The organism is Sphaerochaeta sp. S2 (assembly GCF_016406725.1).
GTDB lineage: Bacteria > Spirochaetota > Spirochaetia > Sphaerochaetales > Sphaerochaetaceae > Sphaerochaeta.
The window spans coordinates 1-13,678 of record NZ_JAEKNT010000090.1; the positions used below are offsets into that span (position 1 = coordinate 1).

The 13,678-nt window shown below is 48.8% G+C and carries 10 protein-coding genes; 3 read left to right on the top strand and 7 right to left on the bottom strand.

The annotated features are described in order from the left end of the window. Positions 1-475: 475 nt before the first annotated feature. The 4 genes from JF818_RS02475 to JF818_RS02490 all read right to left on the bottom strand — a co-directional run bounded on the left by JF818_RS02475 (position 476) and on the right by JF818_RS02490 (position 5,943). Entirely contained in the window at positions 476-1,348 is an 873-nt protein-coding gene (locus JF818_RS02475; protein ID WP_198890406.1) for a carbohydrate ABC transporter permease, read from the bottom strand. Between the two features lie 10 nt (positions 1,349-1,358). Next, positions 1,359-2,282 (bottom strand): sugar ABC transporter permease, encoded by a 924-nt coding sequence (locus tag JF818_RS02480; protein ID WP_198890407.1) that lies wholly within the window; start codon positions 2,280-2,282, stop codon positions 1,359-1,361. 11 nt (positions 2,283-2,293) lie between these two features. Next, entirely contained in the window at positions 2,294-4,384 is a 2,091-nt protein-coding gene (locus JF818_RS02485) for a glycoside hydrolase family 3 C-terminal domain-containing protein (RefSeq protein ID WP_198890408.1), read from the bottom strand. A gap of 80 nt (positions 4,385-4,464) precedes the next feature. After that, on the bottom strand, positions 4,465-5,943 hold the full coding sequence (locus tag JF818_RS02490; protein WP_198890409.1) for an extracellular solute-binding protein: 1,479 nt from the start codon (positions 5,941-5,943) through the stop codon (positions 4,465-4,467). 188 nt (positions 5,944-6,131) lie between these two features. Between JF818_RS02490 and JF818_RS02495 the strand changes: the two genes are divergently transcribed. The 3 genes from JF818_RS02495 (at position 6,132) to JF818_RS02505 (ending at position 10,383) form a co-directional block, all read left to right on the top strand. Beyond that, positions 6,132-6,968, top strand: a complete 837-nt coding sequence (locus JF818_RS02495; protein WP_198890410.1) for an AraC family transcriptional regulator — start codon at positions 6,132-6,134, stop codon at positions 6,966-6,968. Between the two features lie 89 nt (positions 6,969-7,057). Continuing rightward, complete coding sequence (locus tag JF818_RS02500) at positions 7,058-8,347, top strand: Gfo/Idh/MocA family protein (RefSeq protein ID WP_198890411.1); 1,290 nt, start codon at positions 7,058-7,060, stop codon at positions 8,345-8,347. A gap of 14 nt (positions 8,348-8,361) precedes the next feature. Then, positions 8,362-10,383 (top strand): hypothetical protein, encoded by a 2,022-nt coding sequence (locus tag JF818_RS02505; RefSeq protein WP_198890412.1) that lies wholly within the window; start codon positions 8,362-8,364, stop codon positions 10,381-10,383. Positions 10,384-10,389: 6 nt separating this feature from the next. Here the strand turns inward: JF818_RS02505 and JF818_RS02510 are convergent, their stop codons facing one another. From JF818_RS02510 to JF818_RS02520, 3 genes are all read right to left on the bottom strand, one after another. Further along, complete coding sequence (locus JF818_RS02510) at positions 10,390-11,568, bottom strand: hypothetical protein (RefSeq protein WP_198890413.1); 1,179 nt, start codon at positions 11,566-11,568, stop codon at positions 10,390-10,392. 46 nt (positions 11,569-11,614) lie between these two features. Then, positions 11,615-12,544, bottom strand: a complete 930-nt coding sequence (locus JF818_RS02515; protein WP_198890414.1) for a hypothetical protein — start codon at positions 12,542-12,544, stop codon at positions 11,615-11,617. Beyond that, the coding region (locus tag JF818_RS02520; RefSeq protein ID WP_198890415.1) for a hypothetical protein at positions 12,459-13,678 on the bottom strand (1,220 nt) is incomplete at its 5' end. The genes JF818_RS02515 and JF818_RS02520, both read right to left, overlap by 86 nt.

The window sequence follows — 13,678 nt, forward strand, 5'->3', positions numbered from 1 at the left end:
GGCTTCCATTCTTGCCTTCGTGAGAAGGTTCGGGTTTGAGAAGGAAGTACTGAAACGATGGAACCAGGTACGGAAGAATATGTTCATGAGGTGCCCTCAGTTATACAATAATAATATTGTTATTATATAACATTTGGCAAAAAGAGTCTTAAATTATTGCAAATAATACAATTAAATATGACTTGAGGAGTTGCTCAAACCTCAGGTTTTCTTAAGTTGTGAACATTGATCTGAAATTATACAATGGTTAGCAGAGTAACCAAAAAATCGAAATAATGGTGGATGCAGTAACCACTTTTCTCAAATAATGGTTACTGCAGTGTACAAAATACAGCACTAACATGTTGGTATTTGTACGTGTCGCTTTTAAATAGGATTAGCTGATACTGAAGTATGTATACAGATAGTAACTAATTAGTACAGTATCGAACCCCACCAGTTCCCGCCGGGAACCAGTAGGGCCTCTCTCTTGTGGTTAACCCTTCACTCCACCAAGCATCAAGCCAGAGACGAAGTGTCTCTGTACAAAAGGATAGATGATGAGAACGGGGAGCATTCCCAGGACCATGACCGCCATCTTCAGGTTGTTGTAGACATACTGGCCACCACCAAGGGATTCATCGGACTCGAACATCAGGGATCGCAAGACCACCTGTAAGGTGTACTTGCGGCTGTCGTTGATGAACATGATCACCTCGAAGTATCGGTTCCAGTAGCTGACAAAGTAGAACAGGGTTACCGCTGAAATGATGGAGACTGAGAGAGGCAGAACAATTTTCTGGAGAATCATGAGGTCGTTGCATCCGTCCAGGGTAGCACTCTCAAGCAGTGAGACCGGAATACTGCCCATATAGTTCTTGATGATGATCAAATTGAACGTGGAGATTGCCACAGGGAAGATAATCGCTCCCATACTGTTGATAAGGCCAAGGGAGCGAACCACAATATAGAAGGGCATGATACCTGCATCAAATACCATCGTGAAAACAATTGCTTTCATGAGAACTGAACGACCAATGAGATGCTTTTGGGCAAGTGCAAAGCCCATGGGTACGGTAATCAGCATGGAGACCAACGTGCCGAAGAAGGCAACAAAGAGAGAGTTCTTGAAAGCTCCCATGTAGCCGCTGTTGAGCACCCGCCAATAGTTTTGCAGTGTGAATGAGTGGGGTACCAACAGATAGTCGGTCCCCATCACATCCACATCCTTTGCTACCGAGGTGATGAGTACATTCCAGATCGGGATGATGAAGATCAGGCAGATGAACGCAAGCAAGAGTGCGTTGATAAGACGGAAGATTTTTCTTCCCCGTGTTTCTCTAATTGAATTCTGAACAGTCTTTGCCATGATGATTCTCCTACAGGATGGGTTCGTCGAGGAACTTCGCGCTTACCTTGTTGGTTGACAGCACCAGCGTAAGGCTTACGATGGACGTAAACATGCCCACAGCAATTGAATATCCCAGGTCGCCTGCAAGAACCCCTTCGCGGAATACATAGGTCTGCAGTACATCGGCAACGTCATAGACTGCTGCATTGTACATGACCAGCACCTGTTCGAAGATCAACAGCACATGGCTGAGATTGAGCAACAACATGGTCACAATGGTGGAGCGAATCGCAGGAAGGGTTACATGGACCAATCTTCCCCAATGCCCTGCTCCATCGATGGTGGCTGCTTCATACAGCTCAGGTTGTACCGTGGTAAGACTTGCCACATAGATGACTGCCCCGTATCCCATCTGCCGCCAGATATAGGAACTGATCAGGACAGGACGGAAGAATTTTGCACTTGCCATGAAGTAGATGGGTTCTCCCCCAAACTTGGTGATAATGTTGTTTACCAGCCCTGAGGACGGAGAGAGCAAGTTTACGAAAATACTTCCTACCACAACCCAACTGAAGAAATAGGGGATATAGATTAGGAACTGGATCGTCCTCTTCATTTTCAGGCTTTTCAGTTCATTGATCAGCAACGCCACAACCAAAGGTGCAGGAAAATAGAAAATTACATTTGCCAGGCTGATGATCAAGGTATTGCGAAATGCATTCCAGAAAATGGTGGAAGAGAGCAAGCGCTTGAAGTTATCCAGACCCACAAAAGATACCGTTGACCTGAACCCATAATCAGTGAATCCCAAACTGAGACCCAAGAGAGGAATGTACTTGAACACCAAGTACCAGATCGCCCCTGGTACCAACATGAGGAGCAAGAATTTCTGTGTCTTGATCCTTGTCCAAAGAGGTGGTTTGGTTCGTAGCACCATCGGTTTATTTGCCATACTATGACTCCTTAATATACGAATGTAGCGCTGGCTACCTTGTCTGCTCCAAGGTGCCTGCTGGTCGCATCAGGTTGACTTCCACCCGCATAGAGTGTGAAGGTCCCGTGTATGTCGTTTCTATTGCCTTGATTGTCTACTGCAGTACATTGGCTTTGTTCCAGAAGAAGTACAACCTCTTTCTGTTCAAAAGACTCCAAAAACACACTTTTCATGCCACAGAGTACTGGGTGAGGGGGAACATCAGGGTGGGAACTCTCCAGATAGAGCTCAAGTACCGTTCTGCTTGGTGTTTCTGTAGTATTGGTGATACTTACCCGTACGTTCACAGTCCCGTCCTCATGTACCGCTATGCCTACTATGCTATAGGCAAACGAAGCATAGGAAAGACCGAATCCAAAGGGGTAGAGTACATCCCCCTGCTCGCAATACCGGTAGGTCCTCTTCTGCATGGAATAGTCAGTGAATGGAGGGAGCTCGGCACTGCTATGGTAGAATGTAACAGGAAGCTTCCCAGAGGGACTGAACATACCAAATAGCAACTCTGCAATGGCCCTTCCACCCTCTTGTCCAGGGTACCAAGCTTGGATGAGGGCCTGTACATTCTCATACTGCTCAATCTCTGGATCGATTGCTCCTCCTGAGAGCAGTACTACGATGACAGGTTTTTCGGTTTCAGCAACAGCCCTCAGGAGCTTTTGTTGACAGAGAGGAAGCCTGAGATCCTTTTTATCACCTGCCCAGCCTCCATTTCCATCATCCCTCATCTCTCCTTCCACCGTCTCATCCAGACCAAGGCAAAGGACAGTGACATCGCTTTGACGGGCCATGAATGCAGCCTCACTGAGCCTGTCGTCTTCCTTTGCCAATCGTTCAACACGCTCCTTTGTGAGGGAAGATCCTTCGCTATAGTTAATACGTATTGTGTTCCCTGCAACCATACGGAGACCTTCGAGGACCGTAGTGTAGCGGGAAGATGTTCCGTGGTAGTTGCCCCACAGGACTTTTCTGCTATCGGCATTCGGTCCGATGACTGCAATGCTCCCAATGGTTTTCTTATTCAAGGGGAGTATTGATTCATTCTTGAGCAGGACCAAGGAGCGGCGGGAAGCTTCAAGGGCAAGCTGTGCATGCTCCTCACTATCGATGTCACTTAGGCCTAGGTTGTCGTATGGAGTTTGTTCATCAAACATTCCCAGACGGAAGCGAGTGTTGAATACCCTCTGAGTAGCGGTCCTGATCTCCTCCATGGTGACATACCCTTTCTGGAAAGCCTTCTCAAGACTGCGATAGGAACATCCGCAATTCAGGTCACAGCCACTATGCAATGCAAGAGCTGCCGATTCCTCTTCATTCTTGGTGACCTTGTGGTTGAGATGGAAATCCCTAATCGCCCAGCAGTCAGAGATATACATCCCCTTGAAACCCCATGTATCGCGCAAGAGCTGTTTGATAAGAGTCGGGCTTCCGCAGCAGGGTTCCCCATTGAGAGCGCTGTAGGCACCCATGACTGCATCGACCCCAGGTTCCTGGACGGCTGCCTTGAACGCTGGAAGATACGTTTCATTGAGGTCCTTTTTGCTTACCACCGCGTTGAAGGAGTGCCTTTCCGGTTCTGGCCCGCTATGGGCGGCCAGATGTTTTACGCAACTTGCCGTCTTGAGGATGTCTTCTGAGCCTTGCAAGCCTTGTATGAAGGAGACTGCCAAGCGGGAAGTCAGGTATGGATCTTCACCAAATGTTTCCTGCCCACGCCCCCATCTAGGGTCGCGGAATATATTGATATTGGGAGACCAGACGGTCAGTCCCTTGTAGATATCATGATCATGTTCTCTGTTGTAGAGATTGTACTTTGCCCGTTGTTCTGTGGAAATGACCTCAGCAATAGAGAGAACCAGCTCAGGGTCAAAGAGAGCCGCTAGAGCGATGGCTTGGGGGAATACGGTGGCTGTTCCGCTTCGAGCGGCCCCATGAAGTCCCTCGTTCCACCAGTTGTAAGAGGGAATCCCCAGGCGAGGAATTGCTGGAGCATCATGCCTGAGTTGGCTTATCATTTCTGGTACGGTCATCTGTTGTACAAGTGTCTGTGCAGTATCAGTCATGGTGTTCTCGCTGGGGGAGTCCGAAAGAATCGGTTTCCAGAGGTGCCTGGAAACCGATATGCAACGATAATAAGCGTAGATTAACGAGCTGCGTTCAGTTCCTCAAGAATGGTTGGGCCATTGATCGAGTTCCAGAAGTTCTCGTATTCGGCCAAGCCCTCTTCAAGAGAGACGGTACCTACGATAATCTTGGTTGCAATTGACTCCCGGGTGCTCTTGATGGAAGGAGCTACGCGGTCATAAGCAACAGAGACGCCCACCGGTACATCAGCAGCATGGTTCGGGCCAAGATTGGCCTGCATTGCCTTGATATGCTCGATCTGCTTGGGCAAGCCCTGCTCAAGAGCAGGAGTGAGCTTGAAGGGCAGATTCTCGATATCGATGTCAACAAAGGAGTCACTGAGGTAGTTCAAGGTGTATTTGTAACCGCTGTTGGCAGCTTTGGGAGTGGCTTTAATCTGTCCATCTGCGTCGAGGGTGAAGTGCTTGCCTTCAAGACCAATACCGAAGAATGCAGGATACACTTCAGGGTCGGTTACGATGGTCTCAAGAACACGAACAACAGCCTCTGGGTTCTTGGTCTTGGAGGAAACAACAAATGCGGTCTGAGTTGCTTCATTCAAGCTTCCACCATACCCCTCAGGACCAACAATCTTGTAGACCAGGTGCATCTCGGTGTACTTGTTTGCAGCAGTGGTGTTCTGTACATAGTTGATGTAGTTGGTAACATAGTCGATTGAGCTAGCTGCCTGGGCAGTATAGGTCTTCTCTCTCATGCCACTGTTCTCGGTTGTGATGAACTCCTGGTTGAGAACGCCATCCTTATAAAGCTGGCGGAGGTAGGCAAGGGCATTCTTCATCTCTTCAGTCTGGAAACCATCGATGAACTGGCCATCCTTCTCATAGACACCACCCCATGCGCCGAATGAGTTGTAGAAGAACTGGAAGTTATCGACCCATTTAGGGAAGTTGAAGGGGATAATCCCACTACCAACAAACTTACCCATTTCGCGGCGGAACTCTTCAGCGGTCGGGGTTGAGCTGAGTTCAACTCCGTACTGCTCCATCAGGTCCTTTCTGATGAAGATGGCTTTGCTCTTGGGGTAGTTGTACGGTACAAAGTAGGTCTTTCCATCAATCTGCAGGTCCTTGAACAGGGAAGGGTCGAGCTGGCTGAGTGCCGGGCTGTTCTTGATGTAGTCAGTCAGGTCAAGAATCTGCTCACGGGCAACCATGGTCGGGATCTTGGTCATTGCCTGGGCAACGACAAACAGATCGGGTACATCCCCACTGTTTACCAATGTGGCAAGCTTGTCGGTGTATGAGGCAAGGGGTGGAATGATCGGTTCGATGATGGTGTCAGTCTTTGACTCGATCAAGTCAGTAATGGCTCCCTGCAGCTCAGGGTCGGTACTCAAACCATAGGTATTGTCTGCAGTGGCAAGGGTGATGGTAGCTTTTCCCTCGCTCTGGCTGTCCTTCTGTCCTGCTGCGCTTACGAATGCAAGACAGAGGACCAATGCTACGAGGGTCAGCAAGAAACGCTTGGTGTGCAACATAGGAATCCTCCTTAAGGTGATAAGGCCAAAAACATTCGGCCTCTTTGTAGCAAAGTATATGAGTCCTTTTTTATCCAGTCGTTAGCATAAAGAGAAAAATAGTTATCCTTTTTCGTATGTACGGTCTTGTTTAACAAGAGCCTCCTCTCCTAGAATGAGCAAAGACAATAAACAGAGAGAGGTTCCTGATGTATGTAAGAATTACATCCTCCGGTCGGTTCTACTACAAACAGGGGGAGGGAAAGGCTGAACACTACCATGTGAGCGATTACCAAGTCCAGCTGGTGTACGCAGGAACCGCCACAAACTGGTTCGATGGGAAGGCCTATGCATTGGAAGCAGGTGATATTGTGTTCTGCAAGCAAGGCCGTCGCCATGCCTTCCAAGCTACCAGCAAGGAAGGGGTGAAGATGCTGGAGGTGAAGTTTGCCGCTTCTGACCCTCATGTGGATGAGGTGTTGCTTGGTATTGAGACCAAGTTTCGAGACCGGGAGAACCAGATCTACAGCTTGCTCAGCAGGATTGTGCTGGAAGGGCAACGTAAAGCATTGCATTATCGAGCGATGTCCTCTGCCTTGCTGATGGAGTGCTTGCTCTCGATGAACCGGCTCTGCCTCGAACACTCCTTGCCCATTTATGAATCGAGCCCCATCCACCAGCTGAGGGAGAGTTCACTCTCCGGTAAGTCTGAGCTCTTGAATATGGTTGACAAGTACATCGATGCACATCTTGACCACTCTTTCAGTGTCCATGAGATGGCCCAGAGTTGTGGGTATAACCAGGATTATCTCTATAGGGTGATCAAGAAACAGACAGGATTGTCTGCGATCAAGTACATAAATCTGATGAAGTTTGAGAAAGCACTGTTCCTGATCCAGAATACGGAACAGACGCTGAGTGAGATTGGTTTTAGCCTGGGGTTTGAGAATCTGCAGTACTTTTCCCGGTTTTTCAAGCAACATGGAGGCATTGCTCCCTCTGAGTATATATCCAAGGTACGACTCACAACCCGTACTGATTACTAATCTACGAAAAAAGACAAATTCTCTTCTTATTCTGCCAACGACAAGGCCCTGTATAGGGCGTATACTTCTGTGCAAACAGGAGTCATGGCATGAAGAAAAAACGATATGCACAGGTGGGAACCGGAGGACGGGCCCGCATGTTCTACGAGGCAATCGCCACCCGATACCAGGATTCAAGCGAGTTGGTCGCTTTTTGTGATATGAGCCAAAAAAGGATGGATTACTCAAATACCATCCTTAAGGACCAATGTGGGCACCCTCCGGTGCCGACCTACAAGAGTGATCAATTTACCCAGATGGTCAAGGAACAGAGGCCTGATGTAATCATCGTAACCTCAGTGGACAGGACCCATGACCAGTACATCATCAAGGCGATGGAGTTGGGTTGTGATGTCATCAGTGAAAAACCCATTACCACAGACAGCGAAAAAGCACAGGCAATAATTGACGCCCAGAAGCAGTATGGCAAGACAATCAGGGTGACCTTCAACTATCGCTACGCTCCCCATCATTCGAAGATCAGGGAGTTGATCACCCAGGGTACCATTGGGAATGTCTTTTCCGTACATTTTGAATGGTTGCTCAACACCCAACATGGGGCAGATTACTACCGGCGTTGGCATAGAAACAAACAGAACAGCGGAGGCTTATTGGTACACAAGAGTACCCATCACTTCGATCTGGTCAATTTTTGGTTGGGCACCCAGCCAAAGACCGTCTTTGCGTATGGGGATTTGAACTTCTATGGGCAGGCAGCTGCAGAGAAGCGGGGTATAACGCAGTTCTACTACCGCTGTCATGGAAGTGAGGTGGCCAAGCATGACCCCTTTGCCATCGACCTGGAAAGCAACCCCACGCTCAAGGGGCTCTACCTGGATGCCGAAGAGGAGAGCGGTTATATCCGTGACCGCTCCGTCTTCTCCGATGATATCAGCATCGAGGACACCATGGCTGCCCTTGTCCGTTACAAGAGCGGGGCTATGCTCTCGTACTCCTTGAATACCTACCTTCCTTGGGAGGGTTTCAATGTGGCGATCAACGGCTCGAAGGGAAGAATAGAATACACCGCGCTGGAGAAGCCCTACATCAATGCAGGGGGAAAACAGTGCGACGAAGGCGCAACGGTCTATCATAAGGTCAGGGTCTGTCCCTTGCTCGATACTCCCTATGAAGTTGAAGTCGAGACCCGGGAAGGTGGGCACGGTGGGGGAGACCCTGCCATGCTGGATGATATTTTCCTGGAGAACCCTCCCCATGACCCCCTTTCCAGGAGTGCGGACCACAGGGATGGTATCCGCTCGATTCTTACCGGTATTGCAGCAAACAAGTCAATCGCCAGTGGGCTTCCTGTTGATGTAGATGCCCTGCTTCATTGGTAAATTAGGAGATTCAAGTGAACGATATACTACTGTTCGAAGAGGATTTCTCTTCTTTCCCACTCGGCCCCTTCCCCTACGACAGAGAACATTCTGCCATGGGGGAATATCACTACTACCCTGATGAAGGGTATAAAGGGGTGTGGCATGACCCCGTTGCCAATTATACCTACAAGGGGCCTACCTGGATGGTTACCAACCCTGCCATGAATAGCTGCCATGTCATGGAACTTTCACGAATCCAGGAGCCAGAGGCCAAGGGTACGCTTCCCACCCTGGTATCAGGTGATACCGATTGGCGCGATTACCAGCTAACGGTAACGCTACGACCACTCTCGACGGACTTATATAGTGGGGTCTTGTTTCGATACCAGAGCAGTTTACGCCACTATGGTTTGTTTTTCACACGTGAGGGCCTTGAGCTTCATCGCATAGACTTGCTTGAGAGGACGGTGATAGGAGCGTGTTCCCTATCCTGGTCTCCAGATGATTTTCAACACCTTGTCATTACGTTGGAAGGAAAGAATATTTCCATCTTTCATGAAGGGGTTCTTGTCCTGACCGCTGAAGATGGTCGCTATGAGTGTGGTGCCATTGCCCTTTGTGGGTGTATGCCCACCCAGTACAAGAGCATCCGTGTGCACACGAGTGAAAAGGCACTGCGGATTCTCGAAGAGGAGAAACGTTCTCTGAAGACACGCTTGGAGCAGAAGAGATCACAGTATCCTGGGATGAAACTGCATCGGAAGATCAGTTTGGGGTCCTTTGGAGCAGGGCGGCAGATCCGCTTTGGCCATCTTGCGGGAACCGATGAATGGTTCTTTGTCATTGCGCAGCATCAGCGGCGTGTGTATAAGGATCGCTATCCATTCATCAGTTGCCTGACCGCAGTAAGCCTTGAGAAAGGAGAAGTGCTCTGGCAGGTAGGAGAGAGCAGAGAGGATGAGGATGTTATCCACCTCACGACTGACCTTCCATTCCAGATCTATGATATTGATGGTGATGGTGCCGATGAGGTCATTGCAAGTTGGGATTTCAAGATTTTCTTTCTTGATGGAAAAACGGGGGATGTAAAGTTCCAGATGGACACTCCCTTCAATAGTGAGCCTGCTGATACACTATGTGGAGTAGAATTTGGTCATCATGCCTTTGACCGGCTCAATGTCGATTCCATCAGGATTGTGAATGTATCAGGGAAGGATCGTCCCAGTGATTTGCTTATCAAGGATCGGTATGCTCGCCTTTGGCTGTATGACAACCAAGGGAATCTTCTCTGGACCTTCTCCCACAACAATACCGGTCACTTCCCCTACGCCTATGATTTCAACAAGGACGGGAAGGACGAGATTTTCAGCTGTTACAATATGATCGACAGTAAGGGGAACCTTCTCTGGGAGCTTCCCATCTCCACCGACCATACCGATGAGATTGTTATCGGGCCAATCGATCCTGATGAGGAAGACCTTCTGGCAATTGTCTCAGGCTGGGAAGGATTCATGTTGCTTCGCCCTGATGGCACCATCCTTAAGCGGACCATCAACGGTCACGGGCAGCGTATCAGTGTTGGGAACTTCCTGCCTGACAAGCGTGGATTGGAAATTTGTACTACCACCTATTGGGGCAGCCAGGGTATTGTGTATATGCACAACTGCAAGGGTGAAGAGCTATGGCATCGTGAGATGCGTAGCAATGGGGCGGTTATCGCTCCGGTGAATTGGGATGGATCCTCCCAGGATTTGATACTGCTCAGTGCAAATGTGAAGAGTGGGGGCTTGATGGATGGAGAGGGGGATGTTGTTGTTTCCTTCCCTGATGATGGGCATCCTGAGCTGTGCTCTGAAGTGCTCGATGTCACCGGTGATGAGCGTGATGAGATCATCGTATGGGACCGGAAGGAGCTATGGGTGTATACCCAGGACAGGGAACAACCAGAGCGTGAGGAGATGTATGTTCCCGTAAAATATCCCATGCACAATGCATCCAACTACCGGGGTGAATACTGTTTCCCCAGGTTTGTCAAAAAGTTCTCAGGGACGTGAACATTCTTAGTACCGGTCCCAGAATGGCGGTTCGTCATGCTTGCCTGGGATGTAGATTCTATCAGAGTGGACTGCACTGAGAACCAAGGGGACGAAGAGGATATCACCGTAGCTAAAGGGGTAAAGCATCTCTCCGAGGAAGTATGCTGATAGGATTACCATGAGGCTGAAAAGCAGCGATGAGGTAGGCAGCAGGCGGTAGAGGCTGAAGAGGATTGCCAGGAAGGGAATTGCAGCGAAGATTCCGAATGCTGCAATCATCCACAGGTATGAGTTTGGAAGGCCTCTGCTTGCCAGGAAGGACGGGGTGAACCCACTAAGCAGCTTCTTGGGTGTCAGTTCATTCAGGAACCTTGTTGCTGCACTAAGTCTTCCTGTATTGGTAAACCCCAATTTTCCAAACTGAGAGTAGCGGTAGAGGTGGGGAACAAGGAGCGCAAGTGCTATGATGATCATGATCAAGGCAAGCAGAAGCGGGAGACGATAGTACTTCAGCCAGTGGGTTCCAGAATCGACATAGTAATAGGCAATGAAGCGAATATTGATAATGATGATTACCACCAGAAACAACATTGATATGATGATTGCAGCTCTTCCCCTGGCACAGTAGGAGAGTACCACTGATACAAGTGCCGGCCAGATGGCTGGTCGGTATCGTTTGTTGTAGAAGTCCGATATGTAGAGTAGCCCCTCTCCCAGGAACATGATGCTTGCTATGTGGGTAAGGGGAGCTTTTCTGATGCCACTCAGTGTGGGGAGATCTGTCATAATCGTACAAACCGCTGCGGCAAGCAACACTGAGGTGATGATGAAGAAAATCCGGAAGGTTTTCTTGGACCAGTTTGAGTATACGAGTAGTATGCCGATACTGAACCCCGCCAGTGAGTAACCCAATCCACCCAGAAGGGATACTCCTGGCCCTTGGGTGACCTTTCCATAGATCAGGAGAAGGACCAACATACCACCGATAAGATAGTCAACCAATTCCATGGCTTTCCGTTGGGTTACCACAGTCATAATGGTACACAGGGAAGCGAGCATGAAAGAGATAATCGCTATATTGGGGATAGTGAAAATAATATCAAGCAACAGTAGCAATAGATAGGAGGGGAGCAACACCTGTAGCAGCAAGGGAGTAGAGGGAAGTGTGTTCTCAGGTTCCTGCATCAACAGTCTGTATTTCATGAACGCTCTCCTGTTCCCTCCTCTCTTGAGGAGGGACAGTGTATCTTTAACGGGATGAAGCTTTCGTCAACAGCTTGACTTCTCGACCACTCCCATTACCGGACATGAGTGCAGTCAGGGCCTTGTCATGTGCCTTTATAGCTTGTCGCTCCTGATAGGAGGGTTTCCCTGCAATATTATTCAGTACAACACCAGAAAGAGGCAGGTCGCAAAGTCCAAAGGTGTGTAACAGTGCCTTGAGCATCCTACGAGATCCTACAAAGCTACGGATGTTCAGGATCAATCCATTGGTGGCTCTCGAAACTGCAAGCAGATTTGAAGCAGAGCGGAAGGTTGGTCCATCGATGAGTACCACATCAAAGACAGCGGAAACACTGCCAAGGTACTCAACAAACTGTGGGCTGTTTAGGATCTGCCCCAGCTCCTTTGGACTTGCATCCATTGATGCAATGGTGAGCTCGGGGTCTCCTCCAGCAGGTTTGCACGGCTTATCGAGGGAGAAGGTTTTCAGGTGGGCCGCTGAAGCGATTTCCACATGGCTGGTAATCTTTGCATAGAGGCGTTGGTAGTTCATTCCCTCATTTGCGGTACCAATGACAAGTACCTTCTTTCCGCTCTTAACCATGGATAGTGCGGTATTGAGTGTGGTATAGGAGGTCCCTTCCCCATAACTCAAGCTACCCAGGGTAAACACGTTGGTGTTTGGGGCATACATCATAATACCTGCAAGGTGAGTGTAGGCACTTCCTGCAGCCGAATCAGGATGTTCGAGTATTTCCATCTCGGTATTGATGTCTTTGCTCCCCGGGGGGATGGTGGTAAGCAGCTTCCCTTCCTTGCCCAGTATCCTGGTGAGTGACTGTTCGTCATCAATCGTGTCAGAGAGGTATTCAGCAAGCAGAGTCGCGAGCAGGGCAAGTGCTGCTCCCAGCAGTACACCAACTTGCCAGAATAAGGAGGTTGTTTGATTCTCCATCCTCATTCACCAGTTTCACTGGTTCCACTTCCTGCATGGCAGTACGCTCTGAGGCAAGGAATGAGTCGAGAGACCGTATCTGAGAAGTCAGACTTACAGAAGTACTAGTCTCCCTGGAAACATCATTGCGGAGTTCTGAGTATTCGAGCTGTAGGTTGGTTACCGTTTTCAGTTTGTTCAGGTACTCACTCTCCAGACTGCTGAGGATGGTATATTTCACACTTGATGTGATGCTGCGGGTTCTCTCGAGAGCAGTAAGCTCATCCAATCCTTGGGAGAGGAAAAGCTCGGAGAATTGTGCTTCCAGGTCTGTGAGTGCAAGTTCCAGTTCCGGATTACGTACTATGTTCTCTTCAGATGTATTTGATTGTACCAGTAATCGTGCGATTTCATCATATAGGTACTGTCTGTAAGCATCTGAATACCTGGAGGAGAGGAGAAGTGCCTGCTCATCCTGTACCCCAAGAGATTGGAGCGCTGCTTCCAATGATGTTGCAGGAGCGATTTCCGCTACTTCACCAAGCTGAAGCTGAATAAGGGAGAGAATTCGCTGATATGTAGATTTATTTGCTTCCAAAGAGAGAATGTCTGTCTCTTCCTGGAAAGCAGCTAATGCTGTCTTGCTTGATTCAAGAAGGGTAGTACTCTCTTCCAATTGCCTGTTCAAGGCATCATGCTGTAAGGTAAGGTCGGTATTTGCAAAGGCAAGGAGGGATGCAGAGAACTCACTGGTAAGAGCATTCAGAAAATCTTGGGCAAATACAGGGTTGGAGTGTTCAAGGGAGATAGAGACTGAATTGGTATCCTTTATCTCACTGGTGGTGATTGCTTCCTGCAGGCCCTTGAATTTCTTCTTGTCAGTGAGCAGGTCTTCATAGGAAGTTCCATCCTTCCTCTGGTAGGAGGCAAGGTTTAGTTGCCCCAAGGCCCCACGTACTGTTTCATCACGTGTGAGGAATTGGAGTTCAGTAGTGATGTTCCTGATATCGCCTCTTGCCGTATTCCAGGCAGTAAGATTCTTGATCGACTCAACGCTTACCGTGGTTGTTGCGGTATAGGTGGGATCATTCATCAAGATATATCCCACACAGACAAGGACGATGATACCAAATACGATCAGAAGCAGTTTAACAT